20 protein-coding genes and 3 pseudogenes are annotated in these 24,417 nt (G+C 33.2%); 5 read left to right on the plus strand and 18 right to left on the minus strand.

Going from position 1 to position 24,417, the window contains the following annotated elements:
* Window positions 1–77 precede the first annotated feature (77 nt).
* The 6 genes from ACQ9BO_RS00860 to ACQ9BO_RS00885 all read right to left on the minus strand — a co-directional run bounded on the left by ACQ9BO_RS00860 (window position 78) and on the right by ACQ9BO_RS00885 (window position 2,389).
* Window positions 78–260: a hypothetical protein gene (locus ACQ9BO_RS00860; protein ID WP_431243284.1), complete on the minus strand. Its 183-nt coding sequence runs from the start codon at window positions 258–260 to the stop codon at window positions 78–80.
* 57 nt (window positions 261–317) lie between these two features.
* The gene (locus ACQ9BO_RS00865) at window positions 318–689 is read right to left on the minus strand and encodes a hypothetical protein (protein ID WP_431243285.1); all 372 of its coding nucleotides are present in this window, start codon (window positions 687–689) and stop codon (window positions 318–320) included.
* A 91-nt stretch (window positions 690–780) separates the two neighbouring features.
* Window positions 781–1,152 carry a GNAT family N-acetyltransferase gene (locus ACQ9BO_RS00870; RefSeq protein ID WP_431243286.1) on the minus strand — a complete coding sequence of 124 codons (372 nt, stop codon included), beginning with the start codon at window positions 1,150–1,152 and terminating at the stop codon, window positions 781–783.
* A 132-nt stretch (window positions 1,153–1,284) separates the two neighbouring features.
* Window positions 1,285–1,734 (minus strand): GNAT family N-acetyltransferase, encoded by a 450-nt coding sequence (locus tag ACQ9BO_RS00875; RefSeq protein ID WP_431243287.1) that lies wholly within the window; start codon window positions 1,732–1,734, stop codon window positions 1,285–1,287.
* A 26-nt stretch (window positions 1,735–1,760) separates the two neighbouring features.
* Window positions 1,761–1,940 carry a hypothetical protein gene (locus ACQ9BO_RS00880; RefSeq protein WP_431243288.1) on the minus strand — a complete coding sequence of 60 codons (180 nt, stop codon included), beginning with the start codon at window positions 1,938–1,940 and terminating at the stop codon, window positions 1,761–1,763.
* Window positions 1,937–2,389 (minus strand): hypothetical protein, encoded by a 453-nt coding sequence (locus ACQ9BO_RS00885; RefSeq protein ID WP_431243289.1) that lies wholly within the window; start codon window positions 2,387–2,389, stop codon window positions 1,937–1,939. Before ACQ9BO_RS00885 ends, ACQ9BO_RS00880 begins: the two co-directional genes overlap by 4 nt.
* A 477-nt stretch (window positions 2,390–2,866) precedes the next feature.
* Between ACQ9BO_RS00885 and ACQ9BO_RS00890 the strand changes: the two genes are divergently transcribed.
* Complete coding sequence (locus tag ACQ9BO_RS00890; protein ID WP_431243290.1) at window positions 2,867–4,159, plus strand: aminopeptidase P family protein; 1,293 nt, start codon at window positions 2,867–2,869, stop codon at window positions 4,157–4,159.
* Between the two features lie 71 nt (window positions 4,160–4,230).
* Here the strand turns inward: ACQ9BO_RS00890 and ACQ9BO_RS00895 are convergent, their stop codons facing one another.
* Window positions 4,231–4,749 (minus strand): ferritin, encoded by a 519-nt coding sequence (locus ACQ9BO_RS00895; RefSeq protein ID WP_431243291.1) that lies wholly within the window; start codon window positions 4,747–4,749, stop codon window positions 4,231–4,233.
* A gap of 89 nt (window positions 4,750–4,838) precedes the next feature.
* Window positions 4,839–5,177, minus strand: a complete 339-nt coding sequence (locus ACQ9BO_RS00900; protein WP_431243292.1) for a hypothetical protein — start codon at window positions 5,175–5,177, stop codon at window positions 4,839–4,841.
* Between the two features lie 194 nt (window positions 5,178–5,371).
* Between ACQ9BO_RS00900 and ACQ9BO_RS00905 the strand changes: the two are divergent.
* Together ACQ9BO_RS00905 and ACQ9BO_RS00910 are read left to right on the plus strand one after the other, a co-directional pair.
* Window positions 5,372–6,174 (plus strand): annotated as a pseudogene (locus ACQ9BO_RS00905) (TIGR00266 family protein).
* 168 nt (window positions 6,175–6,342) lie between these two features.
* Window positions 6,343–7,117: pseudogene (locus ACQ9BO_RS00910) on the plus strand (alpha/beta fold hydrolase).
* A 558-nt stretch (window positions 7,118–7,675) separates the two neighbouring features.
* Here ACQ9BO_RS00910 and ACQ9BO_RS00915 read toward each other — a convergent pair.
* The 7 genes from ACQ9BO_RS00915 to ACQ9BO_RS00945 form a co-directional block, all read right to left on the minus strand.
* On the minus strand, window positions 7,676–8,350 hold the full coding sequence (locus tag ACQ9BO_RS00915) for an ATP-binding cassette domain-containing protein (RefSeq protein ID WP_431243293.1): 675 nt from the start codon (window positions 8,348–8,350) through the stop codon (window positions 7,676–7,678).
* 292 nt (window positions 8,351–8,642) lie between these two features.
* Entirely contained in the window at window positions 8,643–11,408 is a 2,766-nt protein-coding gene (locus ACQ9BO_RS00920; protein WP_431243294.1) for a PD-(D/E)XK nuclease family protein, read from the minus strand.
* A 63-nt stretch (window positions 11,409–11,471) separates the two neighbouring features.
* Window positions 11,472–12,935, minus strand: coding sequence for an OmpA family protein (locus tag ACQ9BO_RS00925; RefSeq protein ID WP_431243295.1), 1,464 nt, complete (start codon window positions 12,933–12,935; stop codon window positions 11,472–11,474).
* A gap of 112 nt (window positions 12,936–13,047) precedes the next feature.
* A complete protein-coding gene (gene kbl, locus ACQ9BO_RS00930; protein WP_431243296.1) occupies window positions 13,048–14,241 on the minus strand; it encodes a glycine C-acetyltransferase in 1,194 nt (397 codons plus the stop codon).
* Between the two features lie 79 nt (window positions 14,242–14,320).
* Window positions 14,321–17,479 carry a UvrD-helicase domain-containing protein gene (locus ACQ9BO_RS00935; protein WP_431243297.1) on the minus strand — a complete coding sequence of 1,053 codons (3,159 nt, stop codon included), beginning with the start codon at window positions 17,477–17,479 and terminating at the stop codon, window positions 14,321–14,323.
* 139 nt (window positions 17,480–17,618) lie between these two features.
* Window positions 17,619–18,218 (minus strand): lipoprotein signal peptidase, encoded by a 600-nt coding sequence (locus ACQ9BO_RS00940; RefSeq protein ID WP_431243298.1) that lies wholly within the window; start codon window positions 18,216–18,218, stop codon window positions 17,619–17,621.
* Window positions 18,219–18,371: 153 nt separating this feature from the next.
* Window positions 18,372–18,539, minus strand: a complete 168-nt coding sequence (locus tag ACQ9BO_RS00945; RefSeq protein WP_431243299.1) for a hypothetical protein — start codon at window positions 18,537–18,539, stop codon at window positions 18,372–18,374.
* A gap of 178 nt (window positions 18,540–18,717) precedes the next feature.
* Here ACQ9BO_RS00945 and ACQ9BO_RS00950 point away from each other — a divergent pair, with 178 nt between their 5' ends.
* Both ACQ9BO_RS00950 and ACQ9BO_RS00955 read left to right on the plus strand, forming a co-directional pair.
* Entirely contained in the window at window positions 18,718–19,074 is a 357-nt protein-coding gene (locus tag ACQ9BO_RS00950) for a roadblock/LC7 domain-containing protein (protein WP_431243300.1), read from the plus strand.
* A gap of 34 nt (window positions 19,075–19,108) precedes the next feature.
* Window positions 19,109–19,488 (plus strand): annotated as a pseudogene (locus tag ACQ9BO_RS00955) (hypothetical protein).
* Window positions 19,489–19,737: 249 nt separating this feature from the next.
* On the opposite strand, the gene ACQ9BO_RS00960 reads toward ACQ9BO_RS00955, so the two are convergent.
* The 3 genes from ACQ9BO_RS00960 to recO form a co-directional block, all read right to left on the minus strand.
* Window positions 19,738–20,118: a TraR/DksA family transcriptional regulator gene (locus ACQ9BO_RS00960; RefSeq protein WP_012022792.1), complete on the minus strand. Its 381-nt coding sequence runs from the start codon at window positions 20,116–20,118 to the stop codon at window positions 19,738–19,740.
* 10 nt (window positions 20,119–20,128) lie between these two features.
* The gene (gene ileS, locus ACQ9BO_RS00965; RefSeq protein ID WP_431243301.1) at window positions 20,129–23,530 is read right to left on the minus strand and encodes an isoleucine--tRNA ligase; all 3,402 of its coding nucleotides are present in this window, start codon (window positions 23,528–23,530) and stop codon (window positions 20,129–20,131) included.
* A 130-nt stretch (window positions 23,531–23,660) separates the two neighbouring features.
* Window positions 23,661–24,374, minus strand: coding sequence for a DNA repair protein RecO (gene recO / locus ACQ9BO_RS00970; RefSeq protein WP_431243302.1), 714 nt, complete (start codon window positions 24,372–24,374; stop codon window positions 23,661–23,663).
* Between the last annotated feature and the right edge of the window lie 43 nt (window positions 24,375–24,417).

Below are 24,417 nucleotides of genomic sequence, written 5' to 3' on the forward strand. Positions count from 1 at the left end.
GATTATGTTTAGAAGACTTTTGACTCCAACAAAGCATTTTCTAATTATCAAATTGACACATTATCTAATTAAAAAAATCAATCCTTCTTATGCTGTTCAGTATAGTTTTGATTTCCTTTAATTCGGGTATCTTCAGTCTGCATTCCGTTGGCCATTCCTAGCATAAAGGCTGTAATTATAATTATAAATTTTCTTTTTAACCAATGAAGAAGTGGTCGCTTGGATCGCTCCAAACGTGTTTGTTTATTTTGCTTATACATTTTGAAAATGATAAATGATTAGACATTATTGATCATCTATGCTCCGAAATAAATTTCTTAAGCTGTGTATAAACTTTTGCTGAAGTGTTTTGAAATGATTATTTCATTTATAAAAACAGATTGATTTATAAATGAAATTAGTTTTTGATAAAGCAGATTTTGAAATTTCAGGAGTTTCTTAATTTGAAAAGTAAAAACATTTTCAACTTTTAGAAAATTCAAAACAATTGAAAATCTTATTTCCGCCCAGGAAACAACTTGTCCGAATTTGTATAAACGAGAACTTTTAGCATTTGATTCTCTTCTTAAAACTACAAATGAAGATTGATAATATTCTGCCGATTTAGATTGAGAATATAAAATACCATCGCCCGCAATCACGACAAAAGTCAGAAAAAGTGCAATTAGGTATTTTAAATATTTTTTCAAATTCGTTTGTTTTTAAAGTTTCATTTCCATAATAGGCATGAAACGGTTTTTTATTGACGATTCGAATTCTCCAACTTTTACAAATCCCATTTTAGAATAAAATTCCGCGACTGTTGGGTTCTGAATCTAGCGTTATTTTTTCGATTCCAATTTCTTTCATTCGGTTTAAAAAATCTAGAAGCAAATATTTTCCAAATCCTTTTCCCATATATCCAGGCAAGACAAATAAATTATCAAGTTCTACAGTTTTGTCATTTTCAAAAATAAAAGAATAATAACCAATAATTAAATCATTATCAACCAATTTAAAAACGTTATGCTCTCTTATGTAATCTTGCGAAATAGTTAGATTTTTATCCCATATCTGGATTTGCTCATCAGAATATCCCCAATAGGCTTTTGACTTTTTGGTTATTGTGGTTAGAATTTCGTTATCGGTTATGTTGGCTTTTTCTATTTTCATTAGTTTTTAAAATTAGAACCGACTGATCTTTGTCATTCTGAGGAACGAAGAATCACACAAGAAACTCCGCATGCTAAATCACCAATCTTTGTCGAGCCGAGTGTGATTCTTCGTTCCTCAGAATGACAAACGCTACCTATAAATCGTAAACTTATTATGACTCAAAGCAAAACCAAGATTCTTATAAATCGCGACATTTTCTACTCGCTTTTTATTTGTAGTTACTTCAATACTTTTTAAATTATTCTGCTCAGCAAAATTTAAAATCTCATTTATTAATAATCTTCCAACACCTTGACCTCGATAATTTTGATGAACAAAAAACTCTTGAATTTCACCAACCAATCCGCAATGATGCAAAAGGTTTTGCGTGTGAAAACTAATAAATCCTACACCTTCATTTTCGTTTTCGGCAATGAGATAAAGATTTTTTGGGTTTGAAATGTTTTCATTGAATATTGTTTCGAAAACTTCGAAATCTAAAATTTCTTTTTCGAGTTCGCAGATTGATTTGTAGATGAAGTTTAGGTCTTGGTTTTTTATTTTTATTTTTATTTTTCTTATTCTGATTTCCGGCTCCATAATTTCCGATTAAAAAAATGCAATTATCAATACATTTTGGAAAGGCTTATACTTCTATTGACAATTTTCATTCTTTCATCAATATCTACAAGCCATTCAATAGCTATAAATTTAGAACAATCATCTTTCAATTCAGATGACCAGTCAATTAAAACAGCCGCACCTTGATTTTTGATTCCATATTTAACAAAATCATATGTTTTCAAAAATGAGAAGCGCTTTCTCCTCTCAAATCGAAAACCACATTTTTTGTTTTTGAAAAAACAGTCGCCAAAGAAAGTCTTTTTTGCTCACTTATTCCAAGATTTTTCACTTTATCATTTTTAGTAAAATTCTCTGTTTCAAAAATTTTGGACACTGCCAAGTTATTAACATCTGCGTTATTTTTTAAATAACGCCCTACTCTAACAGGATTGAATATAGTTTTAAAAAATGATTCTTTAAAAGGTTTTACAAAAGTCAAGGCTTTATTTATTTTTACATTTTCGTGTTGTACCTCTCCGGTAAAAATAGCAACCAACTGCGCTTTCAGATCATCAAAATGAAATCCACCTTCTAAATATATAATAACTAAATCTCCTTTTCTCAACTCAAAAGGCGGTATAAAATATTGATCGGTTTTTATTCCTTTACTTTCTATTAACACTTCCTGCATTTTCTTCAGATCTATAAAATCATCACAATATAGTAAATTAAAAAACTGGATTTTTATTTTTATAGAAAAGCAAACTATAAAACCGTGTTTGCGTGAGGGATTGAGGCGGTATCCTTTTATGAAGCGGAGCGGAATAAAAGATATAGCCGAAAGCCCGACCCGAAGGGGCACGCCATTATTGAGACTCTAAGAGGCTAAGGTTCTAAGATGCTAAGATTTTTCAATCTTTGTCGAGTTACTTGCGGAGATTTCTCGTTCCTCGAAATGACAAGATTGTGCAAAATGATCGATAAAAAACTTTGCGTCTTCGCGAGCAAATCTATTGCGTGCTTTGCGCAAACCTTAGCGCCCTTTGCGGTTAAACCACGAACAAAAAATTAGAACCAAAACAAATAATAAAACTTTAAGAAATCAACTGCACGCCACTTATCCAAAAATCATTAATTTTGAAATTCGAAGTTCAAAAACAATATTATTATGAAATATCATCAAATAAACAGCGCTCTTTTTGTAAAAAACCGCAGAAAGTTCATGGCAGAAATGAAACCTAACTCTGTTGCTGTATTCAACTCAAATGACATTTACCCAATTAGCGCCGACAGTACTTTGCCGTTTGCACAACACAGAGACATTTTTTATCTGAGCGGTGTAGATCAGGAAGAAAGTGTTTTGCTTTTGTTTCCGGATGCGCCTTATGAAAGCCAAAGAGAAATTCTTTTCTTGAGAGAAACCAACGATCATATCGCCGTTTGGGAAGGTGAGAAATTGACAAAAGAACGTGCTTTTCAGGTTTCTGGAATTAGAACTGTTTATTGGCTACAGGATTTTCATAAAATTTTGAACGAAATGATGACGTTTGCTGATACGATGTACATCAACACAAACGAACATTACCGCGCAACTGTAGAAACAGAAACACGCGAAGCTCGTTTTGTAAAATGGTGGAAAGAGCGTTATCCAGCACATAATGTGGCAAAAAGCAACCCAATTTTACAAAGGCTTCGTTCTGTAAAAGAAAGCGAAGAAATCGATTTGATTCAGCATGCTTGTGATATTACAGAAAAAGGTTTCCGCAGATTATTAGGATTCGTAAAACCAAATGTTACAGAATATGAAGTGGAAGCCGAATTAGCGCATGAATTCATAAGAAACCGTTCTAAAGGTTTTGCTTACACGCCAATTATCGCTTCTGGAAACAATGCGAATGTTTTGCATTATATCGAAAACAATCAGCAATGCAAAGAAGGCGATTTGTTATTATTAGACGTTGCGGCTGAATACGCAAATTATTCAAGCGATATGACAAGAACAATTCCAGTTTCTGGACGTTTTACAGATCGTCAGAAAGCGGTTTACAATGCTGTTTTGAGAGTTAAAAACGAGGCTACAAAAATGCTTACGCCAGGAACGCTTTGGAAACAATATCATGTTGAAGTTGGTAAAATTATGACTTCTGAATTATTAGGTTTAGGTTTAATAGACAAAGCCGATGTTCAAAACGAAAATCCAGAATGGCCAGCATACAAAAAATATTTCATGCACGGAACTTCTCACCACATGGGACTTGACACGCACGATTACGGATTGCTTCACGAACCAATGAAAGCAAATATGGTGTTCACGGTTGAACCAGGAATTTATATTCCAGCAGAAAAATTCGGAATCCGTTTAGAAGATAACGTTGTGGTTCAGGAAAAAGGAGAACCATTCAATTTAATGAGAAATATTCCTGTTGAAGTTGACGAAATTGAAACATTGATGAATGAATAGATAAAAAGAAAGCCCTTAATAAAAGCCCTTAATAAATTATTAAGGGCTTTTTTAATTTTATAATCGGTTAATTATCCGATTTTTGCGATCTGTACATCTAATTGGAATTTACCTGCGGCTTCGTTTTCATCGATCAAATCAAAAAGTTCTAAAGCTCTTCTTGCGTTTTTCTCTTCTTCTCTCTGCTCAGCAACATACCACATCATAAAATCTTCTGTAGCATAGTCGTTTTCAGCTCTACATTTTGCGATTACTTTATTCACTGCTTGTGTAACTGCAATTTCATTTTGCAAAGCAATTTCGAATACTTCTCTTAAAGAAGCAAATTCTTGCCGCACTTCAGGAATAGATGGCGTAATAGCAATCCCTCCCATATCTGTAATATATTTGAAAACTTTTAGAAAGTGCTCTCTTTCTTCTTCGGCTTGCTTGTACAAATAAGATGCTGTATTAGCATAACCATTTCTGTCTAACCATGCGACCATAGCTAAATATTTGTTAGAAGCATCGCTTTCTAATTTTGCTTGTAAGTTCAATATATTTTCGATTCCTTCAACTAATGAAGTACGTGTTCTTAGTAAATCTTTCATGGCCTTTAATTTTTATACGTGTAAAATTACAAAAATTAAAGAAGGCATCTCTAACTGCCTGAAAATTTGGATTTAATCTAAGTAAGAATCTAAATAAGCTCTACGTTTACCGTATTGCAAAGCAAAGAATGTAAATTGAGGGTGAATTTTGTTCCGTTTAATAAATCTCTTAACTGAACTATTTCGCAGATAGTAAGATTTCTGGAAAAATTTCTTTTGGTAGTTTCTATCAACTGTGCATCTGACTGATCAGACAAGTCATAAAGCATATTAAGAATGTCAACGCTATTAACCTTTCTTTGAAAAATCAAAAAATCTTGAATTTTATAACTTGACACAGTATCAACAAAATTGATAATTATACTATTGGTCAAATCACATTGATAACTGTATCCTTTTTCTGTTTCAAATAATACTTTGGCGGTCAAATCACTAACTAGCATTCTAATAAAATATAATAACGACGCAAAAATATATAATTTCAATCAATTAAACACGTAATTAAGACTAATTTAAAATAACAAAATCTGTTAATGTTTTTAAAAACAGCTGAAATGTATTACAAACTGTAACATTCTAAAGCATCCTGAGTCTAATTTTAAAAACAAATAACTTAGAAATCATGCAAGCACACGAAATAGATTATCAGATTTTTGGAGAAGAAATGCAATATGTTGAGATCGAACTTGATCCGCAAGAAATAGTAATTGCCGAAGCTGGCAGTTTTATGATGATGGAAAACAACATCCAGATGGAAACCATATTTGGAGACGGTTCTCAGCAACAAGGATCAGGTTTGTTTGGCAAACTTTTAAATGCTGGAAAAAGAGTTCTTACAGGCGAAAGCTTATTTATGACCGCATTTTTAAACCAAGGCAATACCAAAAGCAAGGTTTCTTTTGCATCGCCTTATCCAGGAAAAATCCTTCCAATAGATTTAACCGAATTTCAAGGTAAATTCATCTGTCAAAAAAGCTCTTTTTTATGCGTCGCCAAAGGCGTTTCAGTTGGAATCGAATTTTCTCAAAAACTAGGACGCGGTTTATTTGGCGGTGAAGGCTTTATTATGCAGAAAATCGAAGGAGACGGAATGGCATTTGTACATTCTGGCGGAACAATGGCAAAAAAATATTAGGTCACGGAGAAGTTCTAAAAGTAGATACGGGATGTATTATAGGTTTTACCAAAGATGTAGATTATGATATTGAATTTATTGGCGGTATCAAAAATTCAATTTTTGGTGGCGAAGGATTATTTTATGCCACTTTAAAAGGCCCCGGAACAGTTTACATACAATCGTTGCCATTCTCAAGATTAGCAGACAGAATAATAGCATCGGCACCAAGATCTGGCGGAAACAGCCGCGAAGAAGGAAGCTTATTAGGCGGATTAGGAAATCTTTTGGATGGAGATAATCGTTTTTAATTTAAGAATGGCTTTCGTTTCTGAAAGCCATTTTTTATTAGATCACAAATAACACTCTGTTATAAATAAATTTATTCCTATTCTAAAGATCTCCCAATTAAATCAAGACATTTCGATATTTCATTTCAGCTTTCTTAACTTTGTCCTTCACAACAAAAAAAGTTCATTTTGAAAACGCTTCTATATAAAAACACCAAAATATCGTACTCAGATTCAGGCGAAGGAAATGCAATTGTTTTGCTTCACGGCTTTTTGGAAAACAAAAAATGTGGACAGAATATGTCGATCTTTTCTCAAAAAACAATCGAATTATTACAATTGATTTATTAGGTCACGGCGAAACTGAATGTTTGGGTTATGTCCACGAAATGGAAGATAACGCCAATGTTGTCAATGAAATCTTGGAACATTTAAAAATTGAAAAAGCCATTATTCTAGGTCATTCAATGGGCGGTTATGTTGGTTTGGCTTTCGCCGAATTATTTCCAAACAAAATCAAAAAATTGGTTTTGCTGAATTCTACTTCAAAAGAAGACACCGCCGAGAAAAAACTAAACCGAACTCGCGCAATAAAAGCGGTAAAACAAAACTACATAGGTTTTGTGAGCTTAGCTATTGCAAATTTATTCAGCGAAAACAACAGAATTCGTCTTGCTAACGAAATTGAAAAAGTAAAAGAAGAAGCCTTAAAAACGCCTTTACAAGGAATTATTGCCTCTCTGGAAGGAATGAAAATCAGAAAAGACAGAGAAAGCCTTTTACACGAAAACCGTTTTCCCGTTTTGCTTATTTTAGGAAAAAAGATCCGGTTCTAAGTTATGAAGACAGTCTTTCGCAAATTGAAGACACAACTGTCGAATTGGTTTCTTTTGAAGATGGTCATATGAGCCACATTGAAAACAAAGAAGAACTCAAAAATATTCTATCCGATTTTTTTAATTAAAAAAACTAAACGAATCTTTAAAAATCAGAAAAGGCCATTTCGAATAAACATCGAAACAGCCTTTTCTTCTTTTGTGGGGGCAAAAAATTATAATAAAGCAATCATGTCTTCTAAAATTTTGGCAAAATTGCTGTTGTTAATTCAATATTGGTTTTCTTTTTAAGAAGCGTCAAAGATATTTTAATTAACATTATTGTGCGATAAACACTTGTTAAAAATTCATCTAAAAACGCTCTTTAAATCACTTTTATTTATAGTATAATAATTCGCATTTATTAAAAGAAGATGTATAAAAAAATCCAACAAGAAAAAGAGATTTGTTTAAAAACGTAACATTTTCTTTCATTAAATTCATTTAAAAAATTCACATTTTCACGTAATAAACACGAAATGAACTTTTTAAAAGCAATTTTTCCAAAAAAAGACAAAATAAAAACGTCAGACGAACGTCGATTTTGAATTAAAACGGAAGAAGTTTAAGCTGAAAATAAAAAGACAAACAGTAAATGCAAAAGACACAAAAAGAAAGACTTCTTTAAAAATATTAAATTACAGTTTTTAAATAAAAACTGAGTCAGAAAGATATCCTTTCGTTACAAGTTCGCTTTTTTCTTTTATTTGATATGTCTTCCCTTCTTTAATTAAAACAAGCTTGTCTGCAATTTTGATTATATTCTCATAGTTGTGATCCGTAACAATAATCCCTTTTTTGTTTAAGTTGGCATTAATCATTTCGGTAATCTTTTCAATCATCAAAGGAGAAAGGCCACTATAGGGTTCATCTAGCAAAACAAACAAGGAAGGATTAGAAAGCACAAGCTTTACTTCGAGATAACGTAATTCACCAGTCGATAAATATTTGATTTTTTTCCCGAGCAAGCCTTTAATAAATTGATCTTCACAAAAACTTGTTCTGTCCTTTTTATCAATTGATAACGAAATGACTTTTTGAACAGACAAGTGATTTGGCAAAAACTGGTCTTGCCCTAAATAACTAACCATATTCATCAATACATTTTTAGCATTCAATGAATCTGAATTTATCCTTACACACCTATCTGGAGCCGATTCAAGTCCTGCAACAATTTTCAGCAAAGTTGATTTTCCAGAGCCATTTCGCCCTAATAATCCAACAATTTCAGAAGTCTCGCACTTCAAATAAATATCTGAAAGAATTGATCTTTCGCCAAATCTCTTCTGAATTCCACTGATTTCTAAAATATGTTTATTCAAAATAATTTATTTTTCAAAAAGATGATCAAACCAAATAAAACCGCCGTGAAAAAAGTCAAAATATAACTGAAAATCAAAAGTTGCATTTTAGAAACTCCATTATTGAAATAAAACAAATAATCATTCTTTCGATAATATTCCTTGTAAACCACGCTAGCAATAAAACCAAAACTTAGAAAATATATAAAGAAATAGTCAAAACCGCCTAAAAAAACAGCACCAAAGCAAACTAGCAAATTCACCCACAAAGTGGTTTTAAAAAACTCCAATACATTTAAAAACTTCCTCATTACTAATTTGTTTTTTCTTCAAAAGGAATTGCAACATCAAAAATTTCATTTAAAAGCAAAACGATTTCTTCTAAATAAGAATTCAGAATTTGATAAGAGACAATCATATCCAAATCTTTATCTTCTTTGAAAGCAAAAGGCAAAAATCCCGACTTTAAATTTTTAAAAGAAATAATCCCAACTTCTATTGGCATTTCTCCAGCTTCTTTTTCAAACATAAATGCATAAGCCAAAACTTGAATAATTTTATCATTTTTAAGCTCTTTAGTCAACCCATTCCATGTTTTCAACACAACATTGTTCTTTTCAACTTTTCCGGTCTTATAATCAATAATTCTTATTTTCCCGTTTCGTTGTTCGATGCGGTCGACATTTCCCTTTATGAGAACCGGAAATGGTAAACTTGGATGTATTAATTCACGTTGATAAGTCTGCTCCAAAGCAATGATCTTAATTCCATCTCCATTTTTAATTGCCTCCAATTCCATTTTTAGAAAATTAAAAACATTTCGCTTTGCCACTTCAAAAGCCAAAAGGTTTCGTCCTTTTTTAATTTCGCCTTCTTTATAAACTACTTTAAACTGCTTTAAAACCTCATCATCAAGAAGCGTAAAACATTTTGCAATATCTTCTTCTGATATAAACCTCCCGATAAAAGGCTCGTAAAGTCCTTTTAGAGTTTCGTGAATAATAGTTCCGAGTGTATTTAAAGCAATATTCTCCTCTACTTCTTCAACTTCACGAATTCGTAGTATTTTTTGAAAATAAAAATCAATTGGATTCCGAATATAACTTGTCAATGCTGATGGAGAAAAACCTGTCGTGGCAATCTCTTTCAAACGAATCATAACTTCTTCTGATTTCGGAATCACCATAGGAAGATAAGCTGTTGAAGGCAAAACGGGATTGTAAATATCAAAAGTCAAATTATGCTTGATCTGTTTTTCAACTTCCAGCTGTGTAATAAATCGGCTTCTTTCTCCAGCATCTAGCCCATCATTTTCCGTATTGTAAATCAGATAAATATTTTTTGCTCTTTGTAGTAAATGATAAAAATGATAGGTATAAATAGCATCTTTTTCTTTAAAAGTCGGCAAGCCCAATTCCTTTTTCACATCATAGGGAATAAATGAATTTTGAGACTTTCCTGCCGGAAATTTACCTTCATTCATTGACGTGATAATTACCGTATCAAAATCCAATACACGGCTTTCAAGAACTCCCATTATCTGGAGACCACGCAAAGGCTCTCCCTCAAACGAAACTTCAGCAACATCAATAATTTGTTTATAAATAGCATGAAGCGTATCAATATTATCAATGTGATTATGATTTGAATAATAATTAATCAGTTTGTTTATTACCTTAAAAACAGCATAAACAAAAGATTTTGCTATTTTTTCTGCTTCATTATCATTGTCAAAATTCTTCTTGATCAAAAGCAGAAGCTCTGAAATATTTTCAAGAACCGTTACTGAACCATTTTCCCATTTATTGAAAAGCATATCAAATAAGTCAGAAGACTTTCCATATAGCTCAACAATCCTGTTTTGAGTAATAAAAGTATAGTTATTCTCTTTGATAATTTTCACTAAATGGCTGGCATTTGCATAAGGCGCCACAAGAGGATGCGTCAAAATATCCAAAACATCCTTGTAATAAAACACATAACTTTCTCCCTTTCGCGAAAGTGCATTGGTATGCATTTTAAACAATTTTGCAATCAAGATTTGAGAAGGATTATTTTTCCCCGAATATCCCATGGTAATATTCAATGCACCCACTGAAGAAGGCGACGAATACAAAACCGGAATCAGCAAATTTTCTTCTCCCAAAACAACAGCAACTTTGTCAAGTGATCCCAGAGGATTTTCATCGATAAGTTTTTCTATAATACTTCCTGCAATTTTTGCCTGACCAATAGTTTTTGGAGATCCAATCACTTGAATGTTTTTAGATTGTGAAAAATCATCCACAATCCATTCAAAAGGATGAAATTTATAATGCTTCCAACTGTCTTTGAATCGTCTTAAAAAAAGACCGGCATCGTGATACGGATCATTCAAAAAGGTCTGATCTGCATCCCAATATATTTTTGCTTGATCTAATGCTAATAAATGTTGCACGATTTTTTCCTCCGCCGCATTCAAAGCATTAAAACCTGCAAAAATAAAAGACCGATTAGCAACCGAATTTGAAAAATGATTTAGATTATTAACTGCCTCTCGGTAAATCAAACCTTGGTACCCAATTCCTTTATGCAGTAAATGATTATACAATGCATCATAATACAAAGGCAACAATTTCCAAAAGTCGATATAATTTTCCAGAAGCTTTGTTTTATTCTCAACCTCTATGCCCCATTTTTTTATATCCTCAATATCTTTTAAATAGGACAAAACATGAATCGGATCAAGAAGATATCGATCTATTTCATTAAAATCCTGTAAAAGTGTTTTTGCCCAATTAGCAAATAATTCAAAAGATTGCTGATGTTGTTTTTCAGTAACAGACAAATACACTTCGTAAAACTCAAATAAAAGCTCTATTGAATCTACTGAACGAATTGAGGCTACATCTTGTACAAAATCCTCAATACTAATTATCTCTGGCGAAAGAATTGTTTTTTCTGTCTGTTTTTTTAAAGCTTCGATTAAAAATACTTTAGCTCTTTTATTAGGCAGGATAATCGTTGTTTCATCAAGCTTTCTTCCATAATCCTGAACAACTATTGCGACAATTTTATCTAAAAAAGAATTATTTATCATTTTATAAAAATAAAAAAAGCCATTCAATTAAGAATGGCTTTTAAGTATTATTTACAAAGTAAATTATAGTTTACCTTGGTATTTAGAACCAATGTGTCTAATTTCAGTTCTTCTGTTTTGTGCTTTACCTGCGGCAGTTTTGTTACTTGCAACTGGTTGGCTAGAACCAAATCCTTTAGACTCTAAGTTTTCTGGGTTAACACCTCTTTCGATTAATGCATCCATAACAGCTTTAGCTCTGTCTTCAGAAAGTTTTTGGTTGATTTTAGCAGAACCTGTACTATCTGTGTGTCCTTCGATAGAGAATTTCGCGTTTGGATAGTTTTTAAGGATTTCTTTAATAGCATCTAATCTAGCTGGAGTTTCTTTGTCACCAGTTTTGAAAGTAGCTTTACCTGAGTTGAAGTAAACCGCTCTTGCTTGAACTTTAAGATCTTCTAAAGCCTCAGAAGTTACTTCTGGACAACCTCTGTTACTAGCAGGACCGTATACTGTAGGACAATCATCATCTTTATCAGCAACACCATCTTTATCAGCGTCTAAGAAAGGACAACCACCGTTTTCTTTTGGACCAGCAACTGTAGGACATTTGTCATCTTTATCAGCGATTCCGTCACCGTCAGTATCAGGACAACCTTTTAAAGCGACTAAACCAGCAACATCTGGACAAGCATCATCTTTATCAGCAATTCCGTCTCCGTCTGTATCAGGACATCCGTTTAATGCGGCTAAACCAAATACATCTGGACAAGCGTCAGAAGCATCAACGATTCCGTCTCCGTCAGTATCAGGACATCCATTGAATTGTTTTAAACCAGCAACATCTGGACAAGCATCATCTTTATCGTAGATTCCGTCTCCGTCAGTATCTTTACCTCCGAATTTGAAAACTAAACCAGCCATATGTTGGAAGTGAGAAACAGCATCTGGAGTTCCAGAAGCATCCTGTCTGTCACCACTAACAGCCCATTTGTATCTTGTAGATAACTCAAGACCAATAGCATCAGTAAACCAGAAAGTTAATCCAGCACCTGGGTTAACAGTTCCATAACTGCTATCTCCGAAGAAAGTATATCCACCACCAACAGATAACGAAGGATCAATCACTTTAGATTTGATTAATTCTTGGAAGCTGTATTTGATAGTAGCATCAATTCCGTAGTACATTAAATCACCAGGATTTACAACCACATTTCCTCTTCCATCATGCCCTGGAGCAGTTGGATCGAAAATAACGAATTTATCAATTTTGTTTACAGACCCTGTTAAGCCAACAGAAAAACCGCTACCAACATATCTAGACACTCCAATGTAAGATAAAGATGGTAAAATATTCCAGTTGTCTTTTACAGCGAAAGGCTGAGAAAAGTGTTGATCAAACCAACCGTGACCAGCCCCTGAACTTGTTCTAGTATCCACTGCATTAACCCCAAAAGAGATCGCCCATGGATTGTTGCTGTCTTGTGCGTGAGAACTTAAACCCATCACCATCATCACAGCAACTAAAAGTTTGTTAAGATGTTTCATACTTAATTTTTTTAATTACAATTTAGTTAATTACAAGCAAAAGTAACACCAAATTTTTTAAATACAAAATGAAATGTTAAAAAAACCTACAAAAATTTACAGAATATGGTAATTATATAACTTTTAACATTTTGCCTGTTAATGTAAATGCTTCTATCGCCTTGTCTAAGTGCTCTTTAGTATGTGCGGCAGAAAGTTGTACTCGTATTCTTGCCTTATCTTTTGGAACTACAGGAAAAAAGAATCCGATTACGTAAATTCCTTCTTTTAGCAATTCATTTGCCATAGTTTGCGACAATTTTGCATCGTATAACATAACAGGAACAATGGCAGAATCACCGTCAATAATATCAAAACCAGCTTTTTTCATGCCTTCCTTAAAATAGTTGGTATTCCATTCCAATTTATCCCTTAGGGTAGTATCTTTTTCTAATAATTCAAAAACTTTAATAGAAGCACCAACAATCGCCGGAGCCAATGAATTTGAAAACAAATATGGTCTTGAACGCTGACGCAAGATCTCAATAATTTCTTTTTTCGCTGTTGTATAACCTCCCATCGCGCCTCCTAAAGCTTTACCTAATGTACCTGTTATAATGTCAACACGTCCCATTACGCCTTTCGCTTCAAGAGTTCCTTTGCCTGTTGCACCAATAAATCCAGCGACATGACATTCGTCAACCATGACCATTGCATCATATTTATCCGCTAAGTCACAAATTTTATCCAGCGGAGCAACTAAACCATCCATGGAGAAAACACCATCAGTGACGATCAACTTGAAACGAGATCCCGCTTCTGTTGCTTTTATTAATTGTTGCTCTAAATCTTCCATATTGCTGTTTTCATAGCGATAACGAGCCGCTTTACACAAACGAACTCCGTCTATAATTGAAGCATGATTTAAACTATCAGAAATAATTGCATCGTTTTCTCCTAATAATGGCTCAAAAACACCGCCATTTGCATCAAAAGTCAGCGCATACAATATAGTATCTTCTGTTCCATAAAAATCGGCAATCTTTTTTCTAAAGTCTTGTGAATATTTTGTGTTCCGCAAATAAAACGAACAGAAGACATTCCAAATCCATGAGTATCCATCGCGTCTTTTGCGGCCCTGAACAACTTCTGGATGAGAAGAGAGCCCTAAATAATTGTTCGCACAAAAATTCAAAACAGTCTCTCCTGTTGAGATTTTAATTTCAGCTCCCTGAGCCGAAGTTATGATACGCTCCTTTTTGAAAATTCCATTTTCTTCAATAGTCTGCAATTCATTTTGCAGATGCTCTTTAATTTTACCGTACATTTCCTTATATTTAAAACGTTAAAAATTAACAACTTAACCATAAAAAAGCCATTAATTCTTTAACTTCTGATTAATTTTTTCACAAATTTACTACATCGATTTCGGTTCCTATATACACCAAAGCCTTTTTTAACACTTTATACCCTAAATCTTCAATAGCATCCTGATATTCTTGAATTTGTTGCTTGTATTTCGGATTTATTGCGCCCGTTTTATAATCCAATAAATAAGCATTTTTGTCAGCAGTCAGGACAACCCTATCCGGTTTAAGAATTTTTCCTTCTTTTTGAACTATCGTCTGTTCGTTCAAAATTTTATTACTTCCTTCAAAACAAACACTTAATTCAGAATGATTTACAATTTCTTGTAGTGTTTTAAAAACCTGATCTTTCTGATCAAGCCTTATCAAACCTTCTTCAATTGCTTTCGTAATCGCCAATTCAACATCAGATTTATCTTTGATAAAAGCCAAAATCTCATGAATAATATTTCCATAAGATATAGCTTCTTGCTGATGTGTCCCCCACATTAATGCCTCGCGCTGTGCAATTTTTATGTTTTTTGGGTCTAAAACTTCTTTTACAATTGGAATTTCTTTTACAGAATCAACTACTTCAACCGAAGCAGACAATTTCATTGGATTCCCAAATTCATACTCTAATTTTTCTGAATCGTAAATATTCTGATGAATCAAAAATTTAATAAAAAAAGAAGCCATATTATTAGGGAATTCACCATCTTTCCTCTCTTTCAAAGATTGCGAAATAACATACAACTGCTCTTCTGCACGCGTCAAAGCCACATATAAAACATTGATATTGTCCAGAAGTTCTTCTTGTTTTTTCAAATTAAAAACTGCCGAAGCACTTTCGCCAAAACCTTCGACCGCACTACTGTTGTCAATCAAAGCTTTGGGAACGTCTAAATCTGCATCTTCGGTATCAAGCCATAATTTATCTTTCGGCTTTCGATTATAATCTTCTTCGGCAAAAGGCATTATCACAACTGGAAACTCTAAACCTTTCGATTTATGAATCGTCATAATTCGGACAGCGTTATTTCCTTCTGGCGAGGGAATACTGAATTTCTCTGCATTTTTTTCCCAGTAAACCAAAAAATCAGCAACTCCAGCTTGATTTCTTATATCTCTTTCCAAAACTATATCCATAAAAAACTGGACATACGCATTTCCTTCAGAAGGCAAAATAAATTTAGAAATAATGATTTCTACAGCTTCGTATAGTGACTTTTTCCGAACATCTTCAAAAGACAATGAAACATCAAAAGTCAAAAGCCATTTTTCAAAATCAGCTTCAGATTTATTTGCCATTCCTTGAGCAATAAAATCATGAATTGGCATTTCAGAATTTACATTTGAAGCCAAAAAATGAAGGAAATTTGCTTTCGATTCTAAATCGGCGCTATTGTTCAAATATTTTAAAAGATGAATAATTAATCGGACTTCTGTCGCATTTTGGATCATCAGAGTTTCCGAAGACAAAAGTGGAATATTTTGTTCTGTCAGATAATTTGCGATCGCAATTCCTTGATCTCTTTTTCGGGTCAGCACAACGATATCTCTATATTGAAATCCTTCTCGAACAACTTTCAAAATCGTATTTAAAGTTGCTAAAACATATAAATCTGATTTTTCAAGCGCTTCGTCTTCATCATCTGAATCTGTTTTTTCAATAATGGGTAGAAATGAAATATTTACATAACCGCCTTCTTTTGAATTTGTATTCTGAAAACTATGATTTTCATACAAATCTTTATAATCTTCATTTGAAAATTCCGAAGCGATAAGCTTGAAAAATTTATTATTGAAATCAATGACTTCACTATAACTTCTATAGTTAGTATTTAAATGCCGAATTTGCTTATCTGGATTATTAAATGGATTTGTGTCTTTGCTAAGTTCAATAAACTGTTCTGCTTTTCCGCTGCGCCAGCGATAAATAGATTGTTTTGGATCACCAACAATCATTAGTGTTCCTTTATTCCCTAAATCATCTAAACCAGAAAGCGAATTGTCAATCAGCGGTATTAAATTTTGCCATTGCATTTCAGAAGTATCCTGAAATTCATCAATAAAAAAATGACGATAACGCTCACCCAAACGCTCGTAAATAAAAGGTGCCGGCTGATTTTGAATTTCGCGATGGATAATCGCATTGAATTCTGAAATCGATAAAATATTTTGTTCCGATTGAATTTTTGCCAACTCATTACTTACCGTATTTAGCAATGAAAGTGGCGTTATATTTTTAAGAAAGGCTTTGTAAAAATCTCTTTTTTCAAAATTCTTATAAATCTTGGTTAAAATCTGGAGCAGTTCTGGAATAATATTTTCAATTAAAGCCCTGTCTTTTGCCGTTTTATTAATCGCAATATCATCGAACTCGTGAAAAGTCTTGTTTCTTGGATTGAATTTTCCGTCACGAATACTTTCTAAATGATTTGGAAAAGTACCGCGAGAAAAAGATTTTAAATCAATTCCGTTTTTATCAATTAAATCAAGCGCTTCTTTCGCCCAATTTTCATTCTCTGATTCTAAATCTTTGCAAAGCGCAAGCATTTTCTTTTTAATCTCAATAAACTCTTCGATCGACTTATCATGAAAATGTAAAATCTCGTTCCGATTATTTTCGTTCAAAACCAACCTTCCGGTTTCCAAAATTTCACGAGAGACATCCCAACTTTTGTCGTCATCGGTCTTTTCCATTGTAAAATCGATTAGCAATCTTGTCAAAGTTTCATCTTGACCGGCTTGGGCAATAATTGCATCAACTGCTTCAACCAATAGATTTTCCGTGTCCAATGTAACTTCAAAAGTCATTGGAAGATTTAAATCATGGGCAAAAGCGCGTATAACTTTATGCGTGAATTTATCAATGGTAGAAATATCAAAAGCGGCATAATTATGAATAAGATGCTTTATAATATTTTGAGATTTTGTTTTGATTTTAATAATCGAAAGTCCCGTTTCTCGAGACAAATCCTCCATCAAAGCAACTGATTTTTCTGAAGGTTCATCTTTTGCAAATTCAGATAAACTTCCAACAATACGGCTTTTCATTTCATGAACCGCTTTATTGGTAAAGGTTATCGCCAAAATATTTCGATAAGCATCATTTTTTGGCGAAGAAAGAATGATTTTAAGATATTCTTTAACCAAAGTATAGGTCTTTCCAGATCCTGCAGAAGCATCATAAATAGAGAAAGACGGACTTTGCATAGTTAGTTTTTTTGTCTCGTAAAAATAACACAAAATATTTAACCCTCAATAATGAAAAATTCCAAATTCCAATATCTTTTTCTTGCGAATGCCTCAAATATTGGAATTTGGAATTTTGAAATTTTTGGGATTTTTGAATTTATCCGTGCTTTGGAAAAGCTCTTTTATTGAAAACTAATAAAATACCAACTCCTGTAGAAATCGCCACATCGGCAACATTGAAAATAGCATTAAAAAATGCAAAATGTTTTCCTCCAAATAACGGTAGCCAAGTTGGAAGATTTCCTTCCCAAATTGGAAAATAAAACATGTCGACTACCAAACCGTGAAACCAAGTTCCATATGGATTAGGAGAAAAAAGTGTTGCAATGTTATGCTCGCTCCCGTCAAATATGACTCCGTAAAAAACTGAATCTATAATATTACCCGCCGCTCCCGCAAAAATTAATGCAATCGCAACTATCAAATAAGTAGAATGGCGTTTTTTAACTGCATCTGCAAGCCACCATCCAATTCCGAAAACTGCAAAAATTCTAAAAACCGTCAAAATCAGTTTTCCATATTCCCCAGGAATTTTTGTTCCCCAAGCCATTCCTTCATTTTCAATAAAATGAATATTAAACCAATCAAAAACAGGAAATTCTTCTCCAAGAATAAAATTTGTTTTTACATAGATTTTCGACCACTGATCAACAATTAAAACTAAGAATATAAGGAAATACGCTTTTCGTAATGACATTTTATAAATTTTTGATGGGCAAAAATAACAATTAAATCAAAAAAAACGCTCCCTATAGAGCGTTAATTCTTTTACAATAATAGCAATTACAGCTCAAACATATATTCTAAGCCGCAAAAAAGCTTATTTCTTACCGCAGACGTTTACAGAAGCCTATGAAGCATCAGTAAAAAGGCCAGAAATAGATTTCAGCAAACCACTGCTATCTTTTCCTACACTTGACTTTTTATCTGCCTTCAATTTTAAACTCATTTTTTCAAAATCCTTCATTCTACGTTCGACATCAGAATTCACATCTTTGAACTTCAATATTTTAGCCATAATATAAGTTTTTTATATTAAAATAAAATAATTAACAGATTGATACTACAATGATACATAATTTAATCTATATTTGTTAATAAGATTTAACAATTGTTCACCTAAAAACACAATTAAAGCACCTAAATAGCTATCAGTCCCAAAATAATTAAACAGAAACTTCTAAATCCTACAAAACATGAATGAAATAACTTCTACTTTAAACGATTTTTTAGTTAATACCAAATCTACCTCTGCATTAATTTTAAACGGAAAAGGAAAAATGATTACTTCACTGCATGTTGATTACAGCGACAGCGTAGCGACGATGAGCGCCGCTATTTTATCAATGAGTGAAAAGTTCTTGACCGACTTAGACAAAGGCGCTTTAAAACAGCTTCTTCTAAAAACTTCAGATGGAGTTGTAGTTGGAAACAAAATCAGTGGTACCAATTTCGTAGTTGCTTTTTCAAAAGAGGGAAGCAATCTAGCTTTATTAATGCGTTCAACAGAGGAATTATCAGCTGAGCTGAGCAAAAATTCACTATTGAAATAACATAAATCTATTAACCCAACAAACCCATTAAATTATGAGCAACGACTTTTTAAACGTGTTTTTGAATGAAATGAAAACCAACGTAAACGGCTTTATCGCTGTAGCAGTAACCGAAATTGAATCTGGATTAAGTTTTGGCAATTTAACAATTGATTCTGATTTCGATCCAGAATTGGTCACGCTTACAACCTTGAAGTTGTAAAAGCTAAATTGAATGCTGTAAAAGCCTTAGGTCTAGATCAGAATATCGAAGATATTTTGATTACACTTACAAATCAAATTCACATTATCGACATTTCTCCAAACAAAAAATTCATGATTTACCTTGCGGCAGATTCATCTAAAGCAAATCTTGGAATGACAAGAGCCATTTTAAGAAAACACAAAGCTGATGTTGAAAAAAATCTTGCATAAAATTTTACTTAAAAAAACCGCCTTTGACTAAGGCGGTTTTTTTATGAAATTATTCTAAAAAATCTTAGAAAATTCTACTTGTTTTATTCTTACAAAAAAAGCAAACCTTTCAACCAACTGATTTCATTAAATTATAAATAATTTCTCTCATAAAACCCCATTATATGGTTAATTTTTGCACAATCAAACATTAAACAAAAAAGCCCCTAAAATTAGGGGCTTTTTTACGAAATTTAATATTTTAAAATATTATCTCTGCAAGTTTTTAGCTTCGATACTCATTGTTGCATGAGGAACGATTTTAAGCCTTTCTTTGCTAATTAATTTACCTGTTACTTTGCAGATACCGTAAGTTTTATTTTCTACACGGAATAAAGCATTTTTTAAATCACGAATGAATTTCTCTTGTCTGATAGCCAACTGAGAGTTCGCTTCTTTAGACATGGTCTCACTTCCTTCTTCAAAAGCTTTAAAAGTTGGAGAAGTATCGTCAGTTCCGTTATTCAAATCGTTCATATAGGCACTTTTGATCAAATCAAGATCTTCTTGTGCTTTTTTAATTTTTGCTTGGATTATTTCTTTGAACTCCGCTAAGTCAGCGTCTGAGTATCTTGTAATTTCATCTATCATGGTATTATACTTATTTTGAAATTAATATCATTGTTCTAATATCATCAAACTCAATTTCTGTGCCGTTTTCTAAAGCATCCACAAAAACCAAATCATCTGTTAATGTCTCAGACTTAATATAGTCTAAGTTTTTCAAAACCGCATCTTCTAAAATGCCGTCTCTCTTTATCTGCACCTTAATCTTATCAGTAACTTCAAATCCTGAATCTTTACGGATATTCTGGATTCTGTTTACCAATTCTCTCGCGATACCTTCATTTTTTAATTCCTCAGAAATTGTAATGTCAAGCGCAACAGTAATTCCGTTTGAATTTGCAACCAGCCATCCTTCAATATCCTGAGATGTTATTTCGACGTCTTCTAATGATAAAGTTACATTATTTCCAGAAATAACAATATCTAGCGTCCCTTGCTTGTCTAACTGGTTGATCTGATCCGCCGTAAAAGCTTGTATTTCTTTGGAAATCAAGCCCATATCTTTACCAAAACGTGGTCCAAGAGCCTTAAAATTAGGTTTAATCTGTTTAACCAAAATACCAGAAGCATCGTCTAAAAGTTCGATTTCTTTCACGTTTACTTCGGCTTTTACAAGGTCAGAAATCGCTTCAATTTCAGCTCTCTGATTCTCGTCAAGTACCGGAATCATTACCTTTTGCAAAGGTTGACGTACTTTGATCATTTCCTTTTTTCTAAGTGATAAAACCAAAGAAGAGATTGTTTGCGCCTTCTGCATTTTGCTCTCTAACGTTTTATTAACAAAGTTTTCGACAAATTTCGGGAATTCAGCCAAGTGAACACTAGCAAAATCCTCGGTTCCCGTATATGTTGTCAAATCTCTATATAATTTATCCATAAAAAATGGAGCTACTGGAGCGCTCAATTTGCTTATAGTTAACAAACAAGTATAAAGCGTTTGGTAAGTCGCAATTTTGTCTTTTGCATATTCTCCTTTCCAGAAACGACGACGGCATAAACGAACGTACCAGTTACTTAAGTTTTCCTGAACGAAGTCTGAAATTGCTCTTGTAGCTTTCGTTGGCTCATAATCTTCGTAACATTCGTCAACGAATTTGATTAACGAATGTAATTCAGAAATAATCCACTGATCGATTTCTGGTCTTTCGTTTAACGGAATTTCTGCTTCAGCATATTTAAATCCGTCGATGTTAGCATATAACGAAAAGAAAGAATATGTGTTGTATAAAGTTCCAAAGAATTTACGTTTAACTTCAGCAATTCCTTCAAGGTCAAACTTTAAGTTATCCCACGGATTTGCATTCATAATCATATACCAACGTGTAGCATCTGGGCCGTTTTCTGCAATGGTTTTAAATGGGTCTATCGTATTTCCTTTACTCTTAGACATTTTAATTCCATTTTTATCCAAAACAAGACCATTTGAAACTACATTTTTGTATGCAATTTTATCAAAAACCAAAGTTCCGATAGCGTGTAAGGTATAAAACCATCCACGAGTCTGATCTACTCCTTCAGCAATGAAATTCGCTGGAAAATCTTTGTTTCCATCAATTTTGTCTTTGTTTTCAAAAGGATAATGCCATTGTGCATAAGGCATTGCTCCAGAATCGAACCAAACGTCTATTAGATCACTTTCGCGCTTCATAGGTTTTCCAGAAGCTGAAACTAAAGTGATAGCATCAACAACATTTTTGTGCAAATCGATTAAATCATAATTTGATTCAGACATATTTCCGATTTCAAAACCTTTAAACGGGTTTTCTTTTTGAAAACCTGCATCGATAGATTTTTCGATCGCATTGTACAATTCTTCAACAGAACCAATAAGAACTTCTTCTTTTTTATCTTCAGTTCTCCAAATTGGCAACGGAATTCCCCAATATCTAGAACGAGATAAGTTCCAATCATTAGCATTTTTCAGCCAATTTCCAAAACGTCCTTCACCAGTAGATTTAGGTTTCCAATTGATAGTTTCGTTCAGGTCGAACATTCTATCTTTTACATCGGTTACTTTGATGAACCATGAATCTAGAGGATAATATAATAACGGCTCGTCTGTTCTCCAGCTATGTGGATAACTGTGCACGTATTTTTCAACTTTAAATGCTTTATTTTCTTCTTTAAGACGAATAGCGATTTCAACATCTACAGATTTCTCTGGCGCTTGTCCTGCATCGTAATATTCGTTTTTAACGTATTTTCCAGCTAAATCTCCTAAATGAGAAGTAAATTTTCCTTGTAAATCAACTAACGGTACCGCATTTCCTTCTTCATCTAAAACCAACATTGGCGGAACTTCTGGTTTTGCTTCTTTTGCAACTTTAGCATCATCTGCACCAAAAGTCGGCGCTGTATGCACAACTCCCGTTCCGTCTTCTGTAGTAACGAAATCCCCTGCGATTACTCTAAATGCATTTTCAGCATTTTGGTACGGCAATACGTAAGGCAATAATTGTTCATAGCGAATTTCTACTAAATCAGCTCCTTTTGCTTCTGCTAAAATTTTGTACGGAAGTTTTTTATCTCCGTTTTTCACATTGTCAAAATCAGCATCGTCTTCGCTTAAGAAAAATCCTTTTCCGAATTGTTTTCCAACTAAGTTTTTAGCCAAAACAACATTGATTGGCTCAAAAGTATACTGATTGAATGTTTTTACTAAAACATAATCGATTTTTGGACCAACTGTCAAAGCTGTATTCGATGGCAATGTCCAAGGAGTTGTCGTCCAAGCTAAAATGTGAATATCTCCAAAACCTTGTAAAAAGCCCGGAAGCGTTTCTGGCAAAGTTTTAAACTGCGCCACAATTGTAGTATCTGTAACGTCACGATAAGCTCCAGGCTGATTTACCTCGTGAGAAGATAAACCTGTCCCTGCTTTTGGAGAATATGGCTGAATTGTGTATCCTTTGTACAACAAACCTTTATCGTAGATTTGTTTCAAAAGCCACCAAACCGATTCCATATATTTTGGTTTATAAGTTACATATGGATCTTCCATATCTACCCAATACCCCATTTTTTCGGTCAAATCATTCCATACGTCCGTATAACGCATAACGGTTCTTTTACACGCTTCGTTATATTCTTCGATAGAAATGGTCTTGCCAATATCTTCTTTTGTAATTCCTAATTCTTTTTCGGTACCTAATTCAACAGGCAAACCGTGAGTATCCCATCCAGCTTTTCTTTTTACTTGAAAACCTTTTTGAGTTTTATATCTGCAAAAAATATCTTTAATCGCACGCGCCATTACGTGGTGAATTCCTGGTAATCCGTTTGCTGAAGGCGGACCTTCAAAAAATACGTAAGGCTCAGCACCTTCGCGAGTTGTTACACTCTTTTCAAATATATTTTCTTTCTTCCAAAAATCAAGAACTTCAGAAGCTACAGTTGGCAAGTCAAGTCCTTTGTATTCAGTAAATTTTGTACTCATTTTATCCTTTTCTTAAACGAGGTGCGAAAGTAAGGAATTTTGAGGAAAATAGATAAAAGATAAAGGAAAAAAGACCGATTTCAGGAAATTTCAGGTAGATTCCGCAATAAATATTGCTGTTTTGGCCAACTTAAGAGAAAACTTCTTTTAAAATCTCTAAAGATTTCGGTTTTTTGAATCCTTCTAAATGCAAACTGTAATAATCAATTAAGATTTTAAGCGACATTTGTCTTTCTAAAACATGAAAGATTTTTTGATCATTATCGAATTTTAATTCGACTAGTTTTTTAAGCAAATTGGTTTCGTGTTCCGATAAAACACTTGCTCCTTGAAAAAGTGTAAAAACACCTTCATTCATTTCAAAATGAGGCAAATTTATTTCTGAAATATCTGGATAAAAACCTAAATATTTGGTGATTTCTAAAAGCAAAATCAAATGAAAATTGGAAATTTCTTCATGATGATCCAGCCAAGTCAGAGCGGTTTCTAAAAAGAGGAAAAGCTGTTCATTTTTTTCTTCTTCCTGAATGGAATAATGCAACATTTCAGAAAGAAACATTACCATCGTACTTTTTACAATATCAGTATGAATGCTCTGAAACGGAACGGCACTTTTTATTTCTTTGAAATTCTCTAGCGTTCCTTTATTTTTATGAACGGCTTCAATTTCTAAAATCGAAAACGGCTGAAAATAAGCAATCTTCTGGCTTGCTTTCCGACTCGAAAAAGCATCGCGCACAAAATACGATTTCAGTCCGCTTGAAAGCGTAAAACATTTTACGATCAAGCTTTTTTCCTGAAATTTTAAAGACGAGATTACTATGGCTTTGGTTTTGACGAGCACGAGATAATTTTAGATTTTAGATTGTTGATTTTAGATTGAAGAA

Origin of the sequence: Flavobacterium sp. P21 (assembly GCF_050632225.1) — a bacterium.
Classification (GTDB): Bacteria; Bacteroidota; Bacteroidia; order Flavobacteriales; family Flavobacteriaceae; genus Flavobacterium.